The organism is Pseudomonas sp. TE21435, assembly GCF_056279265.1.
The window spans coordinates 3,782,164-3,804,669 of the sequence record NZ_JBWBQZ010000001.1 but is presented as its reverse complement, the minus strand read 5'-3'; the positions used below and the strand labels follow the sequence as shown (position 1 = coordinate 3,804,669).

Below are 22,506 nucleotides of genomic sequence, written 5' to 3'. Positions count from 1 at the left end.
TTTTTGATATCGATCAACCGGGCATGAAGGAGCTAGAAGAAAAATCGCAGGCAACAAAAAACCCGCACTAGGCGGGTTTCTTGTGTCGCTTCGGGTAACTTTGCAACCACCAGAAGCTGAAGGTGGTGCCCAGAGACGGAGTCGAACCGCCGACACGAGGATTTTCAATCCTCTGCTCTACCGACTGAGCTATCTGGGCGACGAGGTGCATTAAATAGATTTCCGAACCGATCGTCAACGACTTTTTTGAAAAAATTTAAATTAATTCCGTCGCTTACGGTTTTCGGGGTCAATTCGAGGGTGGCACGTAGCCTTCGGCCTGGGCGTAGTCTTGGCCTGCGAAGAACTTGTCCATCTCGGCCTGGATGAATTTGCGGTCCTCGGCATTCATCATGTTCAGGCGCTTCTCGTTGATCAGCATGGTCTGGTGGTCCTGCCACTCCTTCCAGGCTTTCTGCGAGATGTGCTCGAAGATGTCCTGGCCCTTGGCGCCCGGGTAGGGTGGGCGGTCGAGGCCTGGGAGCTCTTCGTTGTACTTGCGGCACTTCACGGTGCGGGTCATCGCTTCTCTCCTGCAATCAGTTCGTCGGCCGCGCGTTGCAGCAGCTTCTTGACCGGGGCGGCGAGGCCCAGGCGCGGCGGGGTGGCGAGGTTATACCAGAGCCAGTCGGGCTCGGCCACGTGCGCGCCGACGGGGTCGACACGCACCAGCCAAGGCTCGATGGCCAGCTGGAAATGGCTGAAGGTGTGGGTCAGGCCTGCCAGGGCCTGGCTGCCGGCCAGACGCAGGCCGTGCTGGTAGGCGAGGTCTTCGAGCTGCTCGAGGCTGTCCAGCTCCGGCAGGCTCCACAGGCCGCCCCACAGGCCGGTGGAGGGCCGACGATAGAGCAGGATCGCGCCTTCGTGGTTGGTCAGCAATGGCATCAGGGTCTTGCGCTGGGGCAGGGCCTTGCGCGGCTTGGGCTCGGGGTAGCGGGTCTCTTCGCCGTGCAGATGGGCTTCGCAGCCGCGCTGCAACGGGCAGATCAGGCAACTGGGCTTGCTGCGCGTGCACAGCGTCGCGCCCATGTCCATCATCGCCTGGGTATAGTGATTGGCCCGGGTCATCGGCGTGAAGCGCTCGGCACTGGCCCACAGCTGGTTAGCCACCTTCGGCTCGCCCGGGTAGCCGGCCTGGGCGGTGAAGCGGGCCAGTACGCGCTTGACGTTGCCGTCGAGGATCGGCGCGCGGATGCCCATGCTGATACTGGCGATGGCCCCGGCGGTGGAGCGGCCGATACCGGGCAGTTCGGTGAGCTGCTCGACGCTGCGCGGAAACTCGCCGCCATGTTGCTCGACGACGATCTTCGCGGCCTTTTGCAGGTTACGGGCACGGGTGTAGTAGCCCAGGCCCGTCCACAGGTGCAGCACCTCGTCCTCCGGCGCCTCGGCCAGCGCCTGCACGGTGGGCAGCGCCTGCATGAAGCGGTCGAAGTAGTTGAGCACGGTGCTGACCTGGGTCTGCTGCAACATGATTTCCGACACCCACACCCGATACGGGGTGATGCCCTGTTGCCAGGGCAGGTCATGCCGACCGTGCTGGTCGTACCAGTCCAGCACGGCGCTGGAGAACTGCTGGGGTGTCATCGCTTGAACAGCCCCTTCAATGCATCTTTGAGTTCAGGGCTCACCTTGTCTCCGAGTTTCTCTTCGAGCTTTTCATCGATCTTGTCTTTCAGGCGATTGCCGGCCAGCTTCGCGGCCACCTTGCCCAGGCCGTCCTGGTCCAGGCGGCACGCTTTGGCGCCCAGCTCCAGCGGGCCGCGGCAGCGCAGCGGCACTTCGACGCCGACATAGCGCTCGTTGACCTGGCAGGCCGGGTCGGGCATGGCGCGCTGGTCGCCTTCGACGACCACGCCGACGTTGTAGTCCATGCCCAGCACGCGCAGGTCGAGGTCGCCGTGGCCGTTGACGGTCAGGCCTGGGATGCGCACCTTGAGGTCCGGGTTGCTGGCCACGCCGTTACGCATTACCAGGCTGCCGCGCAACTCCTGGAACGGCGTGTCCTTGCCACGGGGCTCACCGCTGAGCTGCTTGCGGTTGAGGGTGGCGATGGCCTGGCACAGTTGCTGTTCCAGGTTGGCGTTGACCAGCACGCCGTCGTTGATGGTGAAGCTGGCATTGCCATTGAGCGTATCGACCAGCGCCTTCTGGCTGTTGCCAGTGGCGGTAAGGTCGCTGTTCAGGGTCAGCAGGCCCTTGACCGGCGGCGCCTGCTCCGGGGATTCGCGCTTGAGGAAGTGTTCCACTGGCACGCGGTTGATCTTGGTGTTCACGCCGATCTGCGGTACGGCAGGGCGCACATCCACGGTGCCCTTGGCCTCGAAGGTGCCGTTGTACAGGCCGCCGCGCAGGGTCTGCAGGGTGACCAGGCCGCCTTGGCCGCTGGCGGTCAGCTGTGCATCGCTGATCGGCAGCTTGTCCAGCGTCAGGGCGCCGAACGACAGGTCGGCCTGTAGATCGAGGGCGCGCAGGCGGTCGACCGGCAGCAGCTTGTCACTGCTCCAGGCAACTTGCGTCGGTGCGTCGGGTAGCGGCGTGGAGCCGGCGCCGGCGACGGCAGTGGCTTCCTGCTGCTTGACCTCGGCCTGGCGCGCTGCGGTGGCACCCTTGGCTTCCTCGCTCTTGGCCGGCAGGTAGCGGTCGGCGTCGAACTTGTCGCCCTTGAGGCGCACGCGCAGGGCCTGCTTGGCGAAATCTTCCACGGCGACACGGCCGGTGAAGGTGCTGTCGTCCAGCTTCACCGCCAGGTCTTCGAGGGCGAGGCTGTTCGGCGTGCCTTGCAGGCGGGTGACCAGTTCCAGCTTCTTGAACGCTGCCGCGTCCGCAGTGGCGGGCAGCGGGTGACCTATACCGTCGAGGAAGGTGCGCAGGTCGAACTGGGCGATGGACAGGCCGCCGCTGACCTGCGGAGCCTTGTCGAGGTCGCGCACGTTCAGCTCGCCCAGGGCGCGCAACTGGTTGGCCGAGACCTTCAGGCCGCTCCAGGAGGCGACATTGGCCGCCAGGTCGACCAGCACCTGGCCTTGGGCGGCGAAGGTCATGGTCTTGCCGGCCAGTGGCTCGCCCGAGGTCTCGCCAGACAGGCGCATGTCCTCTAGGTTGTAGCGCTTGAGAAGGCGATCGAAGCGCAGTTCGCCGGTCAACTCGGTACGCGCCTTCAGGTTCGGTTGGCTGGCGCTGAGGAAGGCGCTGGCCTTGAGCGGGATGTTCACGCCTTCGTGCACGGGGCCGGTGCTCAACTGAATGCTTTCGGCGCCGTAGGTTTGGCCGGCTTTCTCGTCGGTGTACAGCACCCGGGCGTTGTTGACGGTCAGGCTGTCGATGTCGAGCTTGACCGAGCGCTCGTTGCCTTGCGGTTTTTCCGCTTCGGCGGCTGCTGCTTCGCCTGGCGTGGCGGTCGGGGCATTGGCCACGGCCGGGTCGGGCAATGGCTTGCCGATGTCTTCCCAGTTGCCATGGCCGTTGGCATCGCGGGTCAGCGTCAGGTTGAGGCCTTCGACCCGTACGTCGCTCATCTGCACTTCACGGCGCAGCAGCGGCAGCACGCGTACCGACAGGCCGAGCATCTGCAGGTCGGCGAAAGGCACCTTGGGGTTGTTCAGCGTGGCGATGCTGGCCTCGTGCAGCTCCAGGCCCAGCCATGGGAACAGGCTCCAGCCGATATCGCCATTGAGGGTGAGCTCCACGTGGGCCTTGTCGCGGGCCAACTGGCGGATTTCTTCTTTGTAGTCGTTGGGATCGAAGAGGTGGGTCAGGGCGAAGCCCAGCGCCACGATGATCAGCAACAACCCGAGAAGCCCCAGCCCCAGGATTTTGCCGAACGCTTTCATGGGCGAGTCCTTGTAGTCCGATTATGAATTTCAGCGGCGAGTATAGCGCCGTGGGTATAGGCACTGCTTATCCGACATTTCGACAATTGGATTGACGGCAGTTCATTTGTTGCCTGCTCTGGCCTCATCGCGGTGCGCCGATGCGACTTGCCCTGCGATGAGGCCAGAACAGGCGGCACAACCTCACCTGAATACGCGAAATACCGATTCAGCTGACGAAAAAAACACGATATCAGATTGCTTCCATGTCACCCGCTGCTGGTAATCTTGCGCCCGCCCGTGGCGCCCCGCGACCCATTGTCGCGGGTGATGCCTGAACCGGCCGGGCTGCCTTGCGTGCAGCCATACAGAGCCGTCCACGCGCACAGCCCACCTACAAAAGGATCAATCCATGAACAGCAGTATCACGGCGGGGGCGGCGGCAAGCACGCCGGGCTTCCTGTCGAAGGAGCGCATCATCGCCCGCCCGGGCTTCAACCGCTGGCTGGTGCCGCCGGCGGCCCTGGCCATTCACCTGTGCATCGGCATGGCCTATGGCTTCTCGGTGTTCTGGCTGCCGCTGTCCCAGGCCCTGGGTGTCAGCGCGCCGGTGGCCTGCGCCGCCGACATGGGCTTCGTCGCGCGGCTGTTCAGCGCCGAGTGCGACTGGCCGATCTCCATGCTCAGCTGGATCTACACCCTGTTCTTCGTGTTCCTCGGCTGCTCTGCCGCGGTGCTCGGCGGCTGGCTGGAGCACGCCGGCCCGCGCAAGGCCGGCCTGGTCTCGGCACTGTGTTGGTGCGGCGGCCTGCTGATCTCGGCGATTGGCGTGAAGACCCACCAGCTGTGGCTGATGTGGCTGGGTTCGGGGGTGATCGGCGGGATCGGCCTGGGCCTGGGCTACATTTCGCCGGTCTCGACCCTGATCAAGTGGTTCCCGGACAAGCGCGGCATGGCTACCGGCATGGCGATCATGGGCTTTGGTGGAGGTGCCATGGTGGGCGCTCCTCTGGCCACCGCACTCATGGGCCACTTCGGCAGCGCGACCGAGGTGGGTGTATGGCAGAGCTTTGTCGCCATGGCCGCGATCTACTTCGTGTTCATGACTGCGGGCGCCCTGGCCTACCGCGTGCCGCCGACCGGCTGGAAGCCCGAAGGCTGGACACCGCCGGCGAAGAAAGCCAACGCCATGGTTACCGACCGTCACGTGCATGTGAGCGTGGCCTGGAAAACCCCGCAGTTCGCCCTGGTGTGGCTGGTGCTGTGCCTGAACGTCTCGGCCGGTATCGGCATTCTCGGCATGGCTTCGCCACTGCTGCAGGAAGTGTTCGCCGGCAAGTTGCTGGGCAACGAGCTGACTTTCAGTGAGCTGAATGCCGCGCAGCTGGCGCAGATTGCCGCGATCGCCGCCGGTTTCACCGGTCTGCTGAGCCTGTTCAACATCGGTGGGCGCTTCTTCTGGGCGTCGTTCTCCGACTACATCGGCCGCAAGAACACCTACTTCGCCTTCTTCGCCCTGGGCGTGGGCCTCTACAGCCTGGTGCCGAACATGGGCCACATCGGCAACGTGGCGCTGTTCGTGGCGGCGTTCTGCATCATCCTGTCGATGTACGGCGGCGGTTTCGCCACCGTGCCGGCGTACCTGGCCGACCTGTTCGGCACGCAGATGGTCGGTGCCATCCATGGTCGCCTGCTGACTGCCTGGGCGGCGGCCGGCGTGCTCGGCCCGGTGCTGATCACCTACCTGCGCGAGGCGCAGCTGGCGGCGGGCGTGGAGCGGGCCGCGGCCTACGACATGACCCTGTACATCCTGGCCGGCCTGCTGGTGCTGGGCTTTATCTGCAACATGCTGGTGCGCCCGGTGGCGGACAAGTACTTCATGACCGACACCGAACTGGCGGCCGAGCGCGCGCTGAGCCATGACAAGGGCGCCGATTCCGCGCGTTCGCTGGAGTGGCACGCGGCGCCGGGCAGCCTGCCGCTGGTGCTGGTGGCCTGGGCGGTGGTGGTGATTCCGCTGGCCTGGGGGGTGTGGATCACCCTGCAGAAGACTGCGGTGCTGTTTCATTGATGGATGACACGGCTGGCTGACTGGCTGGCTTCAAAGGCCCTGTCGCGGGGCAAGTCGCATCGGCGCACCGCCGCTCCCACGCCGATGCGACTTGCCCCGCGATGGGTTCAACAGAAAAATCTGCTTGTATAGACCTGTAGGTCTCTCCCACCCCCGTAATTACTAGTCCTGCCATATGTCATCCGCGTTTCAAGCCGGCGCGTTCTGGGCCTATAATGGAGCCCTTTTCGCCCAATGATTTTGCGGAGCTGGTGATGGTCGAACGTAAGGCTTCCGTCGAGCGCAATACCCTGGAAACCCAGGTCAAGTGCTCGATCAACCTCGATGGCAGCGGCAAGGCCCGATTCGAAATCGGTGTGCCTTTCCTTGAACACATGCTCGACCAGATCGCCCGGCATGGGCTGATCGACCTGGATATCGAGTGCAAGGGCGACCTGCATATCGACGACCACCATACCGTCGAGGACGTCGGCATCACCCTGGGCATGGCGTTCGCCCAGGCCATCGGCGACAAGAAAGGCATCTTCCGCTACGGCCATGCCTATGTGCCGCTGGACGAGGCCCTGTCGCGGGTGGTCATCGACTTCTCCGGCCGTCCGGGCCTGCAGATGCATGTGCCGTATACCCGTGCCACCGTGGGCGGCTTCGATGTCGACCTGTTCCAGGAGTTCTTCCAGGGCTTCGTCAACCATGCCCTGGTGACGCTGCATATCGACAACCTGCGTGGCCACAACACCCACCACCAGATCGAGACCGTGTTCAAGGCGTTCGGCCGCGCGCTGCGCATGGCCGTTACTCTCGACGAGCGCATGGCCGGGCAGATGCCTTCCACCAAAGGGTGCCTGTAAATGCAGACGGTAGCCGTGATCGACTATGGCATGGGCAACCTGCACTCGGTGGCCAAGGCCCTGGAGCATGTGGGCGCCGGCAAGGTATTGGTGACCAGCGATGCCGCGGTGATTCGTGAAGCCGACCGCGTGGTGTTCCCAGGCGTCGGCGCGATCCGCGACTGCATGGCCGAGATTCGCCGCCTGGGCTTCGACAGCCTGGTGCGCGAAGTCAGCCAGGACCGCCCGTTTCTCGGCATCTGCGTAGGCATGCAGGCGCTCCTCGAGCGCAGCGAGGAGAACGACGGTGTCGACTGCATCGGCCTGTTCCCAGGCCAGGTGCGCTTCTTCGGTAAAGACCTGAAGGAAGACGGCGAGCATCTGAAGGTGCCGCACATGGGCTGGAACGAAGTCGGCCAGACCATCGACCACCCGCTGTGGCATGACATTCCCGACCGTGCGCGTTTCTACTTCGTGCACAGCTACTTCATCGAAGCCGGCAAGCCGGGCCAGGTGGTCGGGCGCGGCCACTACGGCGTCGATTTCGCCGCGGCGCTGGCCGAAGGCTCGCGTTTCGCCGTGCAGTTCCACCCGGAGAAGAGCCATACCCATGGCCTGCAACTGTTGCAGAACTTCGTCGCCTGGGACGGGCGCTGGTAAATGAGCAGGTCGCGGACCAAGGCGCCAGTCATCACCCTGGCCCCGGAGCAAGAGCGCGAGGCGCTTGATACGCTCAAGCGCTTTCTCGAAGACCGCTTCGAGCTGGAGCTGGGGTCGTTCGAGGTGGCCGAGGTCCTCGAGTTGTTCAGCAAAGAGATTGCACCGCACTACTACAACAGGGCGATTGCCGATGTTCAGCTGCACCTCAAGGAGCGGTTCGAGAGCATCGAAAGCGACCTGTGGGCGCTCGAGAAGCCCTGAATTCCAACGATTAGACAGGTTGCCAAGATGCTGATTATCCCCGCTATCGATCTGAAGGACGGCGCTTGCGTGCGCCTGCGCCAGGGCCGCATGGAAGACTCCACGGTATTCTCCGACGACCCGGTGAGCATGGCCGCCAAGTGGGTCGAGGGTGGTTGCCGCCGCCTGCACCTGGTCGACCTCAACGGCGCCTTCGAAGGCCAACCGGTCAACGGTGAAGTGGTCACCGCCATCGCCAGGCGCTACCCGAACCTGCCGATCCAGATCGGCGGTGGCATCCGTTCGCTGGAAACCATCGAGCACTATGTCAAGGCTGGCGTCAGCCACGTGATCATCGGCACCAAGGCAGTCAAGCAGCCGGAGTTCGTTGCCGAGGCGTGCAAGGCCTTCCCGGGCAAGATCATCGTTGGCCTGGACGCCAAGGACGGCTTCGTCGCCACCGACGGCTGGGCCGAAGTGAGCAGCGTGCAGGTCATCGACCTGGCCAAGCGTTTCGAGGCCGATGGCGTCTCGTCGATCGTCTACACCGACATTGCCAAGGACGGCATGATGCAGGGCTGCAACGTGCCCTTCACCAAGGCCCTGGCCGAAGCCACGCGCATTCCGGTGATCGCCTCGGGCGGCATCCACAACCTGGGCGACATCAAGGCCCTGCTGGACGCCAAGGCTCCGGGCATTATCGGCGCCATCACCGGCCGTGCCATCTACGAAGGCACCCTCGACGTCGCCGAGGCCCAGGCCTTCTGCGACAACTACCAAGGCTGAGGAGCGACCATGGCACTGGCCAAGCGCATCATCCCTTGCCTGGACGTGGACAACGGCCGGGTGGTCAAGGGCGTCAAGTTCGAGAACATCCGCGATGCCGGCGACCCGGTGGAGATCGCCCGGCGCTACGACGAACAGGGCGCCGACGAGATCACCTTCCTCGACATCACCGCCAGCGTCGATGGCCGTGACACCACCCTGCATACCGTCGAGCGCATGGCCAGCCAGGTGTTCATCCCGCTGACCGTGGGCGGTGGCGTGCGCACCGTGCAGGACATCCGCAACCTGCTCAACGCCGGTGCCGACAAGGTGTCGATCAACACCGCCGCGGTGTTCAACCCGGAGTTCGTCGGCGAGGCGGCTGACCGTTTCGGTTCGCAGTGCATCGTGGTTGCCATCGACGCCAAGAAAGTCTCTGGCCCCGGTGAAACGCCGCGCTGGGAGATCTTCACCCATGGCGGGCGCAAGCCCACCGGGCTGGATGCGGTGGAGTGGGCGAAGAAGATGGAAGGCCTGGGGGCTGGCGAGATCCTGCTGACCAGCATGGACCAGGACGGCATGAAGAATGGCTTCGACCTGGGCGTGACCCGCGCCATCAGCGATGCGCTGGGGATTCCGGTGATTGCTTCCGGTGGCGTGGGTAACCTGCAGCACCTGGCCGACGGCATCCTGGAAGGGCATGCCAGCGCGGTGCTGGCGGCGAGCATCTTCCACTTCGGCGAGTACACGGTGCCGGAAGCCAAGGCCTACATGGCTTCGCGGGGGATCGTCGTACGCTGAACCACTGATTGGGGCTGCGTTGCAGCCCATCGCGGCTGAAGCCGCTCCTACAAGGATTACACGTTTCCTGTAGGAGCGGCTTCAGCCGCGATGGCCGCAAGGCGGCCCCAGTTAAATCACCCGTGATTCTTGCCGAGCAACGCGTGATACAACTCGGTATCCCCGAGTATCCCCACCACCTTGTCGTTATCCTGCAGCACCAGCTTGTTGCCGGTCTGGTAACGAATCTGCAGCGCTTCGCGCATGCCGATATCGGCGTGTACCACGGTTGGCCTGCGCTCCAGCAAGCCGACGTCCTGCCCCGGCGCCCAGTTCTGCATGTCCAGGCCATTCTGGCCCTGGCGTGCGCGCTTGAGCGAACCGCCTTCGCCAAGGTCCAGCCATGAGTCGATGCCCGGGTCCAGGCACACCGAACCGTTGACTCGCCGGCAATTGTCCAGGCTGCGCATCAGGCTGCGGCCACACAGCACGTTGAGCGGGTTGGTGTGGGCGACGAAGGTGCGCACGTATTCGTCGGCCGGGTTGAGCACGATCTCTTCCGGCTTGCTGTACTGGATGATGCGCCCGTCCTTCATGATGGCGATGCGGCTGCCCAGTTTCAGCGCCTCGTCCAGGTCATGACTGACGAACACGATGGTCTTGCTGAGTTTGCTCTGCAGGGCCAGCAGTTCGTCCTGCAGGCCCTGGCGGATCAGCGGATCGAGGGCCGAGAACGGCTCGTCCATCAGCAGGATATCGGCGTCCATCGCCAGCGCCCGGGCCAGCCCCACGCGCTGCTGCATGCCACCGGAGAGTTCGTCCGGTTTCTTGTTGCGCCACTGGGTCAGGCCCACCAGTTCGAGCTTTTCATCCACCAGCTTGCGCCGTTCCTTCTCCGGCCGGCCCTGCATCTCCAGGCCGAAGCTGATGTTCTCGCGCACCGTCAGCCAGGGCATCAGGGCAAACTTCTGGAACACCATGGCGATGCGCTTGGTGCGCATCATCTTCAGCTCTGCCGGGGTGCAGTGGGCGATATCGATGTGCTTGCCTTCGTGCTCGACGAACAGCTTGCCGCGGCTCACGGTGTTGAGGCCGTTGATGCAGCGCAGCAGGCTGGATTTGCCCGAGCCGGACAGGCCCATGAGCACGCATATCTCGCCCTTGTTGATGTCCAGGTTGGCCTTTTCGACGCCGACCACCAGGCCCGTCTGCTTGAGAATCTGCTCGCGGGTCTGGCCTTGGTCGAGCAGGGCCAGCGCCTCGCGCGGCTTGCTGGAGAAAATGACGTCGACGTCTTCGAAACGAATGATGCTCATGCCTCACCCCTTACCGGCAGCTCCGGTTGCTTGCAGATACGGTCGAGCATGATCGCCAGCAGCACGATGGCCAGGCCCGCTTCGAAGCCCAGGGAGATATCGGCGGTGTTCAGTGCGTTGACCACGGGTTTGCCCAGGCCGTCGGCGCCGACCAGGGCGGCAATCACCACCATCGACAGCGACAGCATGATGCATTGCGTCACCCCGGCAGCGATGCTCGGCATGGCGTGTGGCAGTTCGATGCGGGTCAACAATTGGCGACGCGAGCAACCGAAGGCCTTGCCGGCGTCCATCAGCTCCTGCGGCACGTCGCAGATGCCCAGATAAGTGAGGCGGATGGGCGCTGCGATGGCGAACACCACGGTGGAGATCAGCCCCGGCACCACGCCCAGGCCAAACAGGGTCAGGGTCGGGATCAGGTAGACGAAGGTGGGCACGGTCTGCATCAGGTCCAGCACCGGGCGCATGGCGGTGTAGAACATCGGCTTGTGCGCGGCGGCGATGCCCAGCGGCACGCCGATGACCACGCAGACCACCGTGGCGAAGGTAACCTGCGCCAGGGTTTCCATGGTTTCCTGCCAGTAGCCCAGGTTGAGGATCAGCAGGAACGAAAGGGCGACGAAGACGGTGAGCGCCCACTTGCGCTGTATCAGGTGCGCGAGGCCGGCGAACAGGGCGATGAGCACGAATGGGTTGAACCAGGTCAGGGCGCTGGTGACCCCATGGATCATGAATTCCAGGCCTGCGGCGATGGCGTCGAAGTAGCTGGCGCCATTCTGGGTCAACCATTCGACGAATGAGGCGATGTACTGCCCCAGGGGTATTTTCTGATCGATAAGCATGATAGCGAGCTTCCACCTGCAAAGATTGAAATCAGTCCGGGGTGGGCACGGTCCCACCCCGCGGTGTTGCCATGGCGTCTTGCGTTATTGCGTCAGTTTGGCCTTGGCCGCCTCAAGGCCGGGTTTGCCGTCCACGGTGGTCACGCCGGCGAGCCAGGCGTCGAGCTTGCCGGGGTTGTCCTTCAGCCATTTTTTCGCGGCCGCCTCGGGCTTCATCTTGTCGTCCAGGACATAGCCCATCATGGTGCTTTCATCCTTGAGCTCGAACGACAGGTTCTTCAACAGCTGGCCAACGTTGCTGCACTCCTGTGCATAGCCCTTGCGGGTGTTGGTCAGCACGGTGGCCTTGCCGAAGTCGGGACCGAAGTAGGCATCCCCACCGGTCAGGTACTGCATCTTGAAGCGGGTGTTCATCGGGTGCGGTTCCCAGCCGAGGAAGACGATCGCGTCTTCACGCTTCTGCGCCCGGTCGACCTGCGCCAGCATGCCCGCCTCACTGGACTGCACGATCTGGAAACCGGCGTCCTTCAGGCCGAAGGCGTTGTCGTCGATCATCTTCTGGATGGTGCGGTTGCCATCGTTGCCCGGTTCGATGCCGTAGATCTTGCCCTTGAGCTCCTGCTTGAACTTGGGAATGTCGGCGAAGTCCTTCAGGCCCTTGTCATACAAGGCCTGGGGCACGGCCAGCGTGTACTTGGCATTTTCCAGGTTGGCGCGCACGGTCTCGACGGTGCCGGCATCGCGGTACTGCTTGATGTCGTTCTCCATGGTCGGCATCCAGTTGCCGAGAAACACGTCCAGGTCCTTGCCGGTGGCCAGCGACTTGTAGGTCACCGGTACCGAGATCATGGTGGTGTGGGTCTTGTAGCCCAGGGCTTCGAGCACGACGCTGGTGGTCGCGGTGGTGACCGTGATGTCGGTCCAGCCGACATCGGAGAACCGTACCGTCTGGCACTGCTCGGGTTCGGCGGCCTGGGCCAACAGCGGAGCGGACAGCAACGCGACCAGCAACAGCGAGGGTGAACCTTTCATGGATGGACTCCTGTGATTTTATCTTCGGGTTCGCGTGGGCCGCCGGGCGTTCTCAGGGCTCCGGTCGACCAGGCCTGCAGAGGGCAGGATGCGAGGCCGTGCAATACGAGTCGCTTTCGATAATCCTCCAGCGTTCGGCAATCGCCTACTGGTGGCGTCGTATCCAGTACAGGACGGGTCGTATCCAGTACGGACGATGTCGCAACTGGATTTTTCCACCCCCATACCTCGGTTTTTGCGTCGTCCCGCCGCTGGAAAACGGCGCACGAAAGGCCCGTGCAGCGGCGGCGCTGCTGGACAAAAGTACGTCGGTTGCAGACGGCGAAGGGCTGGGCAAAAGCCCGATGATGCGAGCATTCAAGGCGGCTCGACTGTTTCAGCCTAGCAGTTGCTCCGCCCTGCGCCTGGCGCGCAGAGACAAGCCCAGCAAGAGGTGATTCGACAATGGCCATCAGCGTGTTCGACCTGTTCAAGATCGGTGTCGGGCCTTCCAGCTCCCACACCGTCGGCCCCATGCGCGCCGGCGCGCTGTTCGTCCAGGGGCTGCGCGAGCGCGGCGAGCTGGAGCAGGTGCGGCGTATCGAAGTGAGGCTGTATGGATCGCTGTCGGCCACCGGCGTCGGCCACGGCACCGACAATGCCACGATCATGGGCCTGATGGGCGAATGGCCGGACGCCATCGATCCCAGCCAGATCACCCCACGCATCGCCGACCTGCGCGAAACCAACGTGCTCAAGCTCGACAGTCGCCTGCCCATCGAGTTCGTCTGGGCCCGCGACATGCTGCTGCTGGACGAGAACCTGCCGTACCACCCCAATGCCATGACGCTGATTGCCGAAGGCGAGGCGGGCGAGTTGCACCGCGACACCTATTACTCGGTGGGTGGGGGCTTCGTGGTCGATGCCGCCCAGGCCGCCAGCGGCGTGCTGGACGCCGACCAGACCGTGCTGCCCTACGACTTCGACAGCGCCGCCGAACTGCTGCGCCTGTGCAAGCAAAACGACCTGCGCGTGTCGCAATTGATGCTGGAGAATGAAAAGGTTTGGCGCAGCGAAGCCGAGATCCGCGCCGGCCTGCTCAAGCTCTGGCAAGCCATGCAGGAGTGTGTGAACAACGGCCTCAAGCATGAAGGCATCCTGCCCGGCGGGCTCAATGTGCGTCGCCGCGCCGCCCGGCTGCACCGCAGCCTGCAGGAGCTGGGCAAGCCCAACGTGATCGGCTCGACCATGAGCGCCATGGAGTGGGTCAACCTGTTCGCCCTGGCGGTCAACGAAGAGAACGCCGCCGGCGGGCGCATGGTCACCGCGCCTACCAACGGCGCGGCGGGGATCATCCCGGCGGTGTTGCACTACTACATGCGTTTCTCCGACGCGGTGGACGAGTCCAATGTGGTGGACTTCTTCCTCGGCGCGGCGGCGGTGGGCATCCTGTGCAAGAAGAACGCCTCGATCTCCGGCGCCGAGGTTGGTTGCCAGGGCGAGGTCGGCTCGGCTTGCGCCATGGCCGCCGCAGGCTTGGCCGATGTCCTCGGCGCCACCCCGGCGCAGTTGGAAAACGCCGCCGAGATCGCCCTGGAACATAACCTCGGCCTGACCTGCGACCCGGTTGGTGGCCTGGTGCAGGTCCCGTGCATCGAGCGCAACGCAATCGCTGCGGTAAAGGCGATCAATGCCGTGCAGATGGCCCTGCGCGGTGATGGCGAACATTTCATCTCGTTGGACCAGGTGATCCGCACCATGCGCGACACCGGCGCCGACATGCACGACAAGTACAAGGAAACCTCCCGCGGAGGCCTGGCGGTCAGCGTCATCGAATGCTGATGCGCCGTTCTGGCCCGCGCGTGACCGATGCGCCACATTCTGGCGCATTGGTTGTCATCTACCGGCCGTCGCCTGTCGTTACCAGCAGGACCGTTGTCGGTGACACTTAAGTCTGTCGCATCTGGGCAAGCTTCCCACAAGTGCTACCGATTTGCTCAGGGGTGACGCGCAGAGGCGCTGGCCCGCCTGTTTGCGTTTGACGCAAGGCTGATTGCCCAGGCCGCTGGAAGGCGCATGCCGACGTCGCTTTTGGGTTTTATTGGATGGGCGTTCAAATTCAGGCATGCCATTTGCGTTGAGATTGGCAAAGCCCCTGCATACGAAACGGGGCCATTACAAGAACAGTGCTCGCCTGAGGCACACCCTGCATTGTGTGAGGAGAAATCGCGATGATGTCGTACACCTCCGGGACCCCAACCCAGAACCGCACAGCACCCCAGTCCATCGGCTTTCTCCTGCTGGACAACTTCACCCTCATTTCCCTGGCGTCGGCGGTCGAACCGCTGCGCATGGCCAACCAGCTGTCCGGGCGCGAGCTGTATCGCTGGCACACCCTGACCGTCGACGGTGGCCAGGTGTGGGCCAGCGACGGCCTGCAGATTACCCCCGACGCGGCCATGCACAGTGCCCCGCCGATAGACACCGTGATCGTTTGCGGTGGCGTCGGCATCCAGCGCACCGTCACCCGTGAGCACGTCACCTGGCTGCAAGCCCAGGCCCGCCAGTCGCGTCGCCTTGGCGCGGTGTGTACCGGCAGCTGGGCGTTGGCCTGCGCCGGGTTGCTCGACGGCTTCGATTGCAGCGTGCACTGGGAATGCCTGGCGGCGATGCAGGAGGCCTACCCGCGGGTGAACATGAGCACCCGGCTGTTCACCCTCGACCGCAACCGCTTCACCAGCTCCGGTGGCACCGCGCCGCTGGACATGATGCTGCACCTGATCAGCCGCGATCACGGCCGCGAGCTGTCGGCGGCGATCTCCGAGATGTTCGTCTACGAGCGCATCCGCAACGAGCAGGACCACCAGCGCGTGCCGCTCAAGCACATGCTCGGCACCAACCAGCCGAAGTTGCAGGAAATCGTCGCGCTGATGGAAGCCAACCTCGAGGAGCCGATCGACCTCGACGAGCTGGCGGTCTATGTGGCGGTGTCGCGGCGCCAGCTCGAGCGCCTGTTCCAGAAGTACCTGCACTGCTCGCCGTCGCGCTACTACCTCAAGCTGCGGCTGATCCGTGCCCGGCAACTGCTCAAGCAGACGCCGATGTCGATCATCGAGGTGGCATCGGTGTGCGGGTTCGTCTCCACGCCGCACTTCTCCAAGTGCTACCGCGAGTATTTCGGCATTCCACCGCGTGACGAGCGGGTGGGTTCGAACACAACCCAGCAAGTGGCGATGATGCCGATCCCGCAGGCCATGGCGCTGTCGCCGCATAGCGGGCCGATGGCGGCGCTGAGCCAGGCGCGCAATGAGTCGACCTTTGCCAGTGTGAGGCTCTGAACCCCGCGTTTTCGATGCGGGATAGCTGCAACCAAGCGCTTTCAATAGCGTAGTTGATTACTCTTCAGCCTGGTCGCTCATTGCGACCAGGCTTTTTTATGAGCTACACCTGATATTTCTACTAGTTGTTGATATCTATTTGCGGGCGAATAATGTCTGTGGCGAGTGTCCGAGTAACACTCCTAGTCCGGTAGTCTGAATTTTTTGTATTGTATTTGAGCGAGGTGAAGAAATATGAAAGGAAGATATTATTGCATTGCCTCAATTCTTGCGCTGGGTAACTTCATGATAGAGGCGGCGGCTGCGTCGGAGCCGTTAGCCGATAAAGAAGCGTACAACACAGTAGCGGTGACAGCATATAGGTCTAACTATATGCAAGGTGAAAGATGTACTGTTACTGCGCAACAGGCTTATAAAGTAGAGATGTGTGATGCCGCAAAAAATAAAGAGATCCGATCATTGATGCTTACACAGCTTCCTAATAGCACTATGACACTCTGCTTGACGACTGAATCAAATGAAAACGCACTGTGCATAACAGGTTCGCGCAATGGTAAGGAATTCCAGAGTAGGGAGCTTCTTACGCTGTATCCACTAAACCAAGTTAATCTCCAGCCTTATAGGGTCTCGTCGTATAATGCGGGTTTGTATGACAAGGTCGCTTATGTGACTTACTCGGCTGTAAGGGCCGCCACGGTAAGTATATATCCGCGGGTAGGTAGTTCGCCTCTTTGCAACTTCGCTGTTAACGAAGGAGGCGAGGTTGATGTCAGGGCAATGTGCCCTGGGACAGATTTTTCAAAGACGGATCTTCGCGTGTGGATCTCCGAAAGACCTGGAGCTAGAAAGTTATGTTTTGAAGGGGCGGCTAGTTCTGATAGTGCTTGCTACAGTACTACTAGATCGGAATTTGAGGTGCCGGAGCTGGGCGGGCCCGCCCGTGGCGAGGGGGTGAAGCTTGAGACGAAAGGGGATGTCAGAGGTAAACTGCAGAAGGTGAAGTTCTAGGCTCTGTATGAGAGAGATGTTGCAAACACTGCATGGTACGTGCCAGTGAGACCATGTTGGCGTAGCTTTTCGCGATTTTGTCGAGGCATTTCACGTTCAGGGGGCTCCCTTTCAGCTAGCCAAGCATGTGCTCGAGAATGCGCTGAGGCTCTTTGGACCGATCAATTTGTCTGGGTAAGTCAGATTGCGCTTTGCTTTGTCGAGCGCAGAGTGAAGAGAGGTGACTATGAAGTCCAATAAAATCATGGCGATGGTCGGGGCTATCTTGTGCATGGCGTCATCCGCTTTATGGGGCGCACAGCCCGGTGTCAAAGGCGAGTATGACTTCATTATGCAATTTAGACTGTTTGACGGTGATCAGAAGGAGCTTTGCAAAGTCAAATACTGGGAACTCGGTGAAGCGAAACCTTGCACATGGTCTGGTAACCCTGCTCAGTGGCTGGAGCTCTTTGCTGGCACTGATGATCGGGCCTCTAGTTTCGGTCGCGTGTGTGGAAAAAAACCTACAGGAGAAAGCCTGTTTTGCGTGATATTTGACCTGACTGGGGACGGTTATGGTGCTACGGGTCTTCTCTATCTCATTGAACAGGATGAAAGATCTAGCGTGGCTTTTTATCAGTATCAGCCTTCTCCCTACCCGGAAGTCGAATTGACCTATGAATCTGGGGCAATGTTCGTTGATTTGTATTCTCTCCCGAATTTGCAAGGAAATAAACTGTGTACGCTTGAAGTCAGGCGCGGCGCCTCCGTTCGGGCCTGTGGAGAAAGCGGTGAGCGTGCCCACTCTGCAAAAATAATCGGCCTTCCGAAAAATGGAAAGGCCTGTTTTCGAGCAGTGAAGGACGAGGCCAACCGGTGCTATGAGGGCGTTCGACACGACCATGGCGTCTATACACTTTCTATTCCGGACCTGAATAGCAAGACCGTGCCTAGGGCAGAAGTAACAAGTAAAGGTGATGTATTAGCAACCAAGTTGTACAGTGTTGACCTGTTGCAATAACGCTTATTTGTCGGGAACCGGCCGATTGAGCATTGCTCGGCTTGCACAGGGTCTCGACCTCGCTGCCGCTGGCGGTCTTGGAACGCCACCGTGGTACTGTGATGCCGCGGTGGGGTGAGCCCATTCAATTACGATGGCCAGTCAAAGCTTCAGGCGCGCTTGTTGAACTGCGCCAACGCCGGCAGCAACTGCTTGTCGATAGCCTGACGCACGGCCGGAAGGATGGTCGCGCTGCCGGTGTACAACTGCTCGACCATGCCCTTCAGTGCCCGCGCATTGGGCTCGGTCAGCCCGCGTATCACCACCTCGCAGGCCTGCTCGGCGCTGGCGCCGGCCGGAATGTCGAAACCCCGCGAGCGCAGTTGGCCCAGTAGGTCGTCCTGGTCGATCAAGTCCGCATGCATCATGACTAATGTCCTTCGCTGCTGTTGTTTGCCATCGATTCTGTGTCCGACGCACCAGCACGGCAAGGGCGGATTGTCGCGATGGCCGCTTTGGCTAAGAACAGGTCGTTTACGGCTAAATCGCCGAGGAAGGAAGGCCGCACACTGAAGTCATTCACGGCACCGAGGGTTTGGTCACCCTCACTGCATGCACAGTGGATGTTGCTCACTCTTGACCCCGGTATGCTCACGGCTTTCCGGGGTTGTTTTTTGGACGACCTATTAGTTCTGCTAGTTGTCGGCCGCCGTGCCTGCATCTCTAATGAGGTCATTCGAACAGGAGCAGCGGCATGGCCTCGCTATTAAGAATGATGTTAACAACGGCGTTAGCTATTTCCCTTCTTTCAGCTTGTTCCTTGGCCCAGCAGACATCGGTGCCGACGGCGCGTGCGGCGCCAGCGCTTTTCGAGCTTGGGCCCACAATGGACCGTCAAGGCTGGCTTGACATGCAGCGCAAAAGAAACCTTGCAGCTTATCTAAACGACTTGCTTGATGACCCTGCGAATCAGGAGATTCGTTTGGTGACCGTTTTCCCGGAAATTGTCGGGCATGGAACTCGAATGATTTCGGTGCTACTGCCGGGTGAAAATCAGGTGCACTATCAGCTTCGCTGGTTCGGTGATGACAAACCGGGTAAGTCCTATTGGTATGGCGACAGGCCGTCTGATCGTAAACAACGCTTCTCGTCATCTGCGGAAGTGGACGTCGATCCATCAAGCTGGGTGTCGCTGGTTCGCTATGGCGATAAAATATTTGGAGAGATACGTGTAGACGGACAACTTTACCGGCTCGATTATGTGGGGGCAGGGCAGCAGGTATTGATAAGAGTGGACGCTTCGAAATCCGTGCAGGCCCAGACTTGTATTCGAGTAGAAGACCCTGATCCGAGCCCCTCCGCCCATCCTTTTGTACGGCAGCAGAGCGCGCGATCGACGGCAGTTAGTACTATCCGGGTAATGATGATGAGTACTGTCGAAGCCCGTGCGGGTTTTTCCCGCAGGCCCGCAGACTATCCCAGCCTGTCAGATATCATGGAAGATCATCTGATTTTTGCAAATCGCCAGTTGCAGGACAGTGGTGTTGAAATAAAGTATGAATTTGCCGGGTATGTTGAAAGTATCGCCAGCGAAAAAGGCCTGACACCCAATGCGGTCTTGGACCTGATCCGTAAGGAAGGCAGCGATGTGTACACTCAGATGCAGGCTGCTCGTGATAGCTTACGCGCCGATTTGGTGCTCACCGCCATTATCGACCAAACGGTGTTCGGCAGGTATTACATAGCGAGACGTAAAGAGACTGGCTTCAGCACCTGGAACGTATTGGGTGATTACCTGGACATGGGGCATGTTATGGGTCACAACATCGGTGGTGAGCATTACTGGGAACCAGGCGATCCGGATAGTTTTGACCCGCCCTATCAGCACGGCTATCTACTCCCTGGCGGCAATGCCAGAACCATAATGACGGACTATGAAGACTGCCGGGGCTGCACGAGGCTCAACTACTACTCGAGTCCGCTAAAACAGTGGCAGGGTAGACCATTAGGCACGGCAGAGCGCCATGACGTGGTGCGTCGACTGAATGAGCAGCGGTCGGATGTTGAAAATTTTTATCCTTGATGGCTTATTTCTAAGATTCAACAGGTAGGGCGTAATAAAATTTTCAGCGCTGCAGGAGAATGCTGTGATGAAATTACTTACGAAGATTGGGCGTGTCTGCATGACCATTATTTATTCGGCAGGGCTTTATGCTGGCGAGCCGGTAAAACCGCGGGTGAGTCCGATTGCTTATAAGATATCAAAGTCGTTGGGGCACTGTACTCAGTCGACTATTTGCAGTGATCTACATATGTGACATGGCCCTCGCCAGTAAGGGAGGGCCTTTTTGCGAGCGGGTGTTCAACGTCGGGCAAGTGAGATGGACCGGCCGACAAAATCAGGGGGAAGTTCGGAATTCTGAGTTGCCACCCATTTTTTCAGTTTGTCCTTGCAGTCATCATCAAACGGCGCCGACTTCGGCCCCGACAGGTCCACATGCAGCAACATCTGCTCACTGGCCGCCAACGCCTCGTCAGACCCCTGCCGGTGCAGGCTGTGGTACAGGTGCAGGCGCTTCCTGTCGAAGCCGATGATCCGCGTCTGCACCCATACCTCGGTATCCAGTTTCACCTCATGCAGGTAGTTGATGTGTGCCTCCAGGGTGAATAGCGAATGTCCGCTCTGGCCGCGAGCATCGGCGTCCAGGCCGATACGCTCCATCAGTGCATCGGTGGCATAGCTGAAAATCAGCAGGTAATAGGCATCGCGCAGGTGGCCGTTGTAGTCGACCCACTCGGGCAACACTCGGGTGCGGTAGGTGATCAGGGCGGGCATCGTTTTCTCCTCAGTCGCTGAAGGCCATGCCGTGCTTGGCCTTGCTGGTTTTCACCGCTTCCAGCACCGCCAGCAGGGTGTCGTCACGATAACGCTCCAGCGCAGCGATGCTGCGTTCGCCCAATTGCTCCGAGGTGCCTTCAACCACGTCGTCAATCAGCTTGTCCGTCAGTTCCGGCGCTGGCAGGTAGGTCCAGGGTAGCTTCAATGCCGGGCCGAACTGGGCCATGAAGTGGCGCATGCCGGCATCGCCTCCAGCCAGGGTGTAGGTGAGGAACGTACCCATGAACGACCAGCGCAGCCCAGCGCCAAAGCGGATCGCATCGTCGATCTCGCCGGTGCTGGCGACACCGTCGTTGACCAGGTGCAGGGCTTCGCGCCATAGCGCTTCGAGCAGTCGATCAGCGATAAAACCGGGGACCTCCTTGCGCACATGCAGCGGGCGCATGCCCAGGCTGGTGTAGATGCTTTTCGCAGCTTCGACGGCTTCAGGGCTGGTCTTGCGACCGCCGACGATTTCCACCAGTGGCAGCAGGTAGACCGGGTTGAACGGGTGCCCCACCACGCAGCGTTCGGGGTGAGTCGCTGACTCGTAGAACTCGCTGGGCAGCAGCCCCGAGGTGCTGGAGCCGATGATTGCGTCGGGCTTGGCGGCGGCGCTGATCTTCGCATGCAGGTCGAGCTTGAGGTCCAGGCGTTCGGGGGCGCTCTCCTGAATGAAATCGGCGTCGCGCACGCATTCCTCGATAGTGGCCACGAACCTCAGGCGATCCTGCGATGCGCCGGGTGCCAAGCCTTGTTTTTGCAGCGCCGGCCAGGCGTTGGCGATGCGCTTGCGCAGCGCGGCCTCGGCACCGGACGCTGGGTCCCAGGCGACCACGTCGAGGCCATGGGCCAGGGCACGGGCGACCCAGCCGCTGCCGATCACGCCGCTACCCAGTGCGGCGAAAGTCTTGATGTCGGTGATGAAAGGCATATCTGGCTCCTGCGGGGATATTAGCGACGCTTGAGGTTCATCTTTTCCCGGCCTTCGGCCGGGGTAAGCACACGGCCACCCATGCGGGTGATGATCTCGGCGGCCCGCTCGACCAGCTGGCCGTTGCTGGCCAGCACGCCACGGTCCAGGTACAGGTTGTCTTCCAGCCCGACCCGCACGTTGCCGCCAAGCAGGACTGCCTGGGCAGCCATCGGCATCTGCATGCGGCCGATGCCGAAACCGGCCCAGGTGACGTTGGCAGGCAGGTTGTCGACCATGGCCTTCATGGTGGTGGTGTCGGCCGGGGCGCCCCACGGGATGCCCAGGCACAGCTGGAACAGCGGGTCTTGCAGCAGGCCTTCCTTGATCATCTGTTTGGCGAACCACAGGTGACCGGTGTCGAAGATCTCCAGCTCGGCCTTCACGCCCAGCTCGGTGATGCGCTTGGCGCCGGCACGCAGCTGCGCCGGAGTGGAGACATAGATGGCGTTGCCATCGCCGAAGTTGAGGGTGCCGCAGTCCAGGGTGCAGATCTCCGGCAGCAGCGCTTCGACATGGGCCAGGCGCTCCAGCGGGCCGATCAGGTCGGTGCCCGGGCCGAATTCCATGGGTGATTCGCCTGGGCCGATCTCCAGGTCGCCGCCCATGCCTGCGGTGAGGTTGACGATGATGTCCACGTCGGCCTCGCGAATGCGTTCCATCACCTCGCGGTAGAGGTTGACATCGCGGCTGAAGCGGCCAGTTTGTGGATCGCGAACGTGGCAGTGGACCACCGTGGCGCCGGCCTTGGCGGCCTCGACGGCGGACTCGGCGATCTGTTTCGGCGTGACCGGGACCAGATGGCTCTTGGCGACCGTGTCGCCGGCACCGGTGAGGGCGCAGGTGATGATGACGTCGTGGTTCATTGATCAGTTCCTTGGGGTGTCTTTGCTGGCCCTATCGCCGGCAAGCCGGCTCCCACAGGGTTGCCGATGAACCCTGGTGGTGTGGACGTCCGTGGGAGCAG

At 61.6% G+C, this 22,506-nt stretch carries 21 protein-coding genes and 1 tRNA gene; 11 read left to right on the top strand and 11 right to left on the bottom strand.

Features of this window, described 5'->3' with window-relative positions; all coding sequences use genetic code 11:
* Positions 1–123 precede the first annotated feature (123 nt).
* The 4 genes from ACZ9C1_RS17155 to ACZ9C1_RS17140 form a co-directional block, all read right to left on the bottom strand.
* Positions 124–199, bottom strand: a tRNA-Phe gene (locus ACZ9C1_RS17155).
* Positions 200–289: 90 nt separating this feature from the next.
* Positions 290–562 carry an oxidative damage protection protein gene (locus tag ACZ9C1_RS17150; protein ID WP_139674262.1) on the bottom strand — a complete coding sequence of 91 codons (273 nt, stop codon included), beginning with the start codon at positions 560–562 and terminating at the stop codon, positions 290–292.
* Complete coding sequence (mutY, locus tag ACZ9C1_RS17145) at positions 559–1,626, bottom strand: A/G-specific adenine glycosylase (RefSeq protein WP_217867970.1); 1,068 nt, start codon at positions 1,624–1,626, stop codon at positions 559–561. Before mutY ends, ACZ9C1_RS17150 begins: the two co-directional genes overlap by 4 nt.
* Positions 1,623–3,872: an AsmA family protein gene (locus ACZ9C1_RS17140; protein ID WP_476254198.1), complete on the bottom strand. Its 2,250-nt coding sequence runs from the start codon at positions 3,870–3,872 to the stop codon at positions 1,623–1,625. Before ACZ9C1_RS17140 ends, mutY begins: the two co-directional genes overlap by 4 nt.
* Before the next feature lie 391 nt (positions 3,873–4,263).
* Here ACZ9C1_RS17140 and ACZ9C1_RS17135 point away from each other — a divergent pair, with 391 nt between their 5' ends.
* The 6 genes from ACZ9C1_RS17135 to hisF all read left to right on the top strand — a co-directional run bounded on the left by ACZ9C1_RS17135 (position 4,264) and on the right by hisF (position 9,215).
* On the top strand, positions 4,264–5,922 hold the full coding sequence (locus ACZ9C1_RS17135; protein ID WP_277502264.1) for an OFA family MFS transporter: 1,659 nt from the start codon (positions 4,264–4,266) through the stop codon (positions 5,920–5,922).
* A 254-nt stretch (positions 5,923–6,176) separates the two neighbouring features.
* Positions 6,177–6,770, top strand: coding sequence for an imidazoleglycerol-phosphate dehydratase HisB (hisB, locus tag ACZ9C1_RS17130; RefSeq protein WP_028688464.1), 594 nt, complete (start codon positions 6,177–6,179; stop codon positions 6,768–6,770).
* Positions 6,771–7,409, top strand: a complete 639-nt coding sequence (gene hisH, locus ACZ9C1_RS17125; protein ID WP_046853802.1) for an imidazole glycerol phosphate synthase subunit HisH — start codon at positions 6,771–6,773, stop codon at positions 7,407–7,409. It begins immediately after the preceding gene.
* Positions 7,410–7,670: a DUF2164 domain-containing protein gene (locus tag ACZ9C1_RS17120; protein ID WP_139674252.1), complete on the top strand. Its 261-nt coding sequence runs from the start codon at positions 7,410–7,412 to the stop codon at positions 7,668–7,670.
* Positions 7,671–7,697: 27 nt separating this feature from the next.
* On the top strand, positions 7,698–8,435 hold the full coding sequence (hisA, locus tag ACZ9C1_RS17115) for a 1-(5-phosphoribosyl)-5-[(5-phosphoribosylamino)methylideneamino]imidazole-4-carboxamide isomerase (RefSeq protein WP_102681808.1): 738 nt from the start codon (positions 7,698–7,700) through the stop codon (positions 8,433–8,435).
* Between the two features lie 9 nt (positions 8,436–8,444).
* Positions 8,445–9,215 carry an imidazole glycerol phosphate synthase subunit HisF gene (gene hisF / locus ACZ9C1_RS17110; RefSeq protein ID WP_023629858.1) on the top strand — a complete coding sequence of 257 codons (771 nt, stop codon included), beginning with the start codon at positions 8,445–8,447 and terminating at the stop codon, positions 9,213–9,215.
* 116 nt (positions 9,216–9,331) lie between these two features.
* On the opposite strand, the gene choV is transcribed toward hisF, so the two are convergent.
* From choV to ACZ9C1_RS17095, 3 genes are all read right to left on the bottom strand, one after another.
* The gene (choV, locus tag ACZ9C1_RS17105; RefSeq protein WP_102681807.1) at positions 9,332–10,510 is read right to left on the bottom strand and encodes a choline ABC transporter ATP-binding protein; all 1,179 of its coding nucleotides are present in this window, start codon (positions 10,508–10,510) and stop codon (positions 9,332–9,334) included.
* On the bottom strand, positions 10,507–11,355 hold the full coding sequence (choW, locus tag ACZ9C1_RS17100) for a choline ABC transporter permease subunit (RefSeq protein WP_172670914.1): 849 nt from the start codon (positions 11,353–11,355) through the stop codon (positions 10,507–10,509). Before choW ends, choV begins: the two co-directional genes overlap by 4 nt.
* Before the next feature lie 81 nt (positions 11,356–11,436).
* A complete protein-coding gene (locus ACZ9C1_RS17095; RefSeq protein WP_111531993.1) occupies positions 11,437–12,384 on the bottom strand; it encodes a choline ABC transporter substrate-binding protein in 948 nt (315 codons plus the stop codon).
* A gap of 444 nt (positions 12,385–12,828) precedes the next feature.
* On the opposite strand from ACZ9C1_RS17095, the gene ACZ9C1_RS17090 reads away from it, so the two are divergent.
* The 4 genes from ACZ9C1_RS17090 (at position 12,829) to ACZ9C1_RS17075 (ending at position 17,709) form a co-directional block, all read left to right on the top strand.
* Positions 12,829–14,205, top strand: a complete 1,377-nt coding sequence (locus tag ACZ9C1_RS17090; RefSeq protein ID WP_277502263.1) for an L-serine ammonia-lyase — start codon at positions 12,829–12,831, stop codon at positions 14,203–14,205.
* Between the two features lie 389 nt (positions 14,206–14,594).
* Positions 14,595–15,701, top strand: coding sequence for a choline metabolism transcriptional regulator GbdR (gene gbdR / locus ACZ9C1_RS17085; protein WP_476254197.1), 1,107 nt, complete (start codon positions 14,595–14,597; stop codon positions 15,699–15,701).
* A 234-nt stretch (positions 15,702–15,935) separates the two neighbouring features.
* Positions 15,936–16,709 carry a hypothetical protein gene (locus ACZ9C1_RS17080; protein WP_457378473.1) on the top strand — a complete coding sequence of 258 codons (774 nt, stop codon included), beginning with the start codon at positions 15,936–15,938 and terminating at the stop codon, positions 16,707–16,709.
* A 226-nt stretch (positions 16,710–16,935) separates the two neighbouring features.
* On the top strand, positions 16,936–17,709 hold the full coding sequence (locus ACZ9C1_RS17075; protein ID WP_457378472.1) for a hypothetical protein: 774 nt from the start codon (positions 16,936–16,938) through the stop codon (positions 17,707–17,709).
* 149 nt (positions 17,710–17,858) lie between these two features.
* On the opposite strand, the gene ACZ9C1_RS17070 is transcribed toward ACZ9C1_RS17075, so the two are convergent.
* Positions 17,859–18,116 (bottom strand): hypothetical protein, encoded by a 258-nt coding sequence (locus ACZ9C1_RS17070; RefSeq protein WP_277502260.1) that lies wholly within the window; start codon positions 18,114–18,116, stop codon positions 17,859–17,861.
* Positions 18,117–18,442: 326 nt separating this feature from the next.
* Between ACZ9C1_RS17070 and ACZ9C1_RS17065 the strand changes: the two genes are divergently transcribed.
* Positions 18,443–19,771 carry a hypothetical protein gene (locus ACZ9C1_RS17065; RefSeq protein ID WP_476254196.1) on the top strand — a complete coding sequence of 443 codons (1,329 nt, stop codon included), beginning with the start codon at positions 18,443–18,445 and terminating at the stop codon, positions 19,769–19,771.
* A 279-nt stretch (positions 19,772–20,050) separates the two neighbouring features.
* On the opposite strand, the gene ACZ9C1_RS17060 is transcribed toward ACZ9C1_RS17065, so the two are convergent.
* From ACZ9C1_RS17060 to cdhC, 3 genes are read right to left on the bottom strand one after another with little or no spacing between them, the layout of a single operon-like run.
* Positions 20,051–20,524, bottom strand: coding sequence for a thioesterase family protein (locus tag ACZ9C1_RS17060; RefSeq protein WP_277502258.1), 474 nt, complete (start codon positions 20,522–20,524; stop codon positions 20,051–20,053).
* Positions 20,525–20,534: 10 nt separating this feature from the next.
* Positions 20,535–21,500, bottom strand: a complete 966-nt coding sequence (locus ACZ9C1_RS17055; protein ID WP_277502257.1) for an L-carnitine dehydrogenase — start codon at positions 21,498–21,500, stop codon at positions 20,535–20,537.
* A gap of 20 nt (positions 21,501–21,520) precedes the next feature.
* Entirely contained in the window at positions 21,521–22,405 is an 885-nt protein-coding gene (cdhC, locus tag ACZ9C1_RS17050) for a 3-dehydrocarnitine:acetyl-CoA trimethylamine transferase CdhC (protein ID WP_139674226.1), read from the bottom strand.
* Positions 22,406–22,506 lie beyond the last annotated feature (101 nt).

Coding starts and splice junctions, on each gene's coding strand:
- ACZ9C1_RS17150 (WP_139674262.1), bottom strand. CDS start 562: ATGACCCGCACCGTGAAGTGCCGCAAGTACAACGAAGAGCTCCCAGGC.
- mutY (WP_217867970.1), bottom strand. CDS start 1,626: ATGACACCCCAGCAGTTCTCCAGCGCCGTGCTGGACTGGTACGACCAG.
- ACZ9C1_RS17140 (WP_476254198.1), bottom strand. CDS start 3,872: ATGAAAGCGTTCGGCAAAATCCTGGGGCTGGGGCTTCTCGGGTTGTTG.
- ACZ9C1_RS17135 (WP_277502264.1), top strand. CDS start 4,264: ATGAACAGCAGTATCACGGCGGGGGCGGCGGCAAGCACGCCGGGCTTC.
- hisB (WP_028688464.1), top strand. CDS start 6,177: ATGGTCGAACGTAAGGCTTCCGTCGAGCGCAATACCCTGGAAACCCAG.
- hisH (WP_046853802.1), top strand. CDS start 6,771: ATGCAGACGGTAGCCGTGATCGACTATGGCATGGGCAACCTGCACTCG.
- ACZ9C1_RS17120 (WP_139674252.1), top strand. CDS start 7,410: ATGAGCAGGTCGCGGACCAAGGCGCCAGTCATCACCCTGGCCCCGGAG.
- hisA (WP_102681808.1), top strand. CDS start 7,698: ATGCTGATTATCCCCGCTATCGATCTGAAGGACGGCGCTTGCGTGCGC.
- hisF (WP_023629858.1), top strand. CDS start 8,445: ATGGCACTGGCCAAGCGCATCATCCCTTGCCTGGACGTGGACAACGGC.
- choV (WP_102681807.1), bottom strand. CDS start 10,510: ATGAGCATCATTCGTTTCGAAGACGTCGACGTCATTTTCTCCAGCAAG.
- ACZ9C1_RS17095 (WP_111531993.1), bottom strand. CDS start 12,384: ATGAAAGGTTCACCCTCGCTGTTGCTGGTCGCGTTGCTGTCCGCTCCG.
- ACZ9C1_RS17090 (WP_277502263.1), top strand. CDS start 12,829: ATGGCCATCAGCGTGTTCGACCTGTTCAAGATCGGTGTCGGGCCTTCC.
- gbdR (WP_476254197.1), top strand. CDS start 14,595: ATGATGTCGTACACCTCCGGGACCCCAACCCAGAACCGCACAGCACCC.
- ACZ9C1_RS17080 (WP_457378473.1), top strand. CDS start 15,936: ATGAAAGGAAGATATTATTGCATTGCCTCAATTCTTGCGCTGGGTAAC.
- ACZ9C1_RS17075 (WP_457378472.1), top strand. CDS start 16,936: ATGAAGTCCAATAAAATCATGGCGATGGTCGGGGCTATCTTGTGCATG.
- ACZ9C1_RS17070 (WP_277502260.1), bottom strand. CDS start 18,116: ATGATGCATGCGGACTTGATCGACCAGGACGACCTACTGGGCCAACTG.
- ACZ9C1_RS17065 (WP_476254196.1), top strand. CDS start 18,443: ATGGCCTCGCTATTAAGAATGATGTTAACAACGGCGTTAGCTATTTCC.
- ACZ9C1_RS17060 (WP_277502258.1), bottom strand. CDS start 20,524: ATGCCCGCCCTGATCACCTACCGCACCCGAGTGTTGCCCGAGTGGGTC.
- ACZ9C1_RS17055 (WP_277502257.1), bottom strand. CDS start 21,500: ATGCCTTTCATCACCGACATCAAGACTTTCGCCGCACTGGGTAGCGGC.
- cdhC (WP_139674226.1), bottom strand. CDS start 22,405: ATGAACCACGACGTCATCATCACCTGCGCCCTCACCGGTGCCGGCGAC.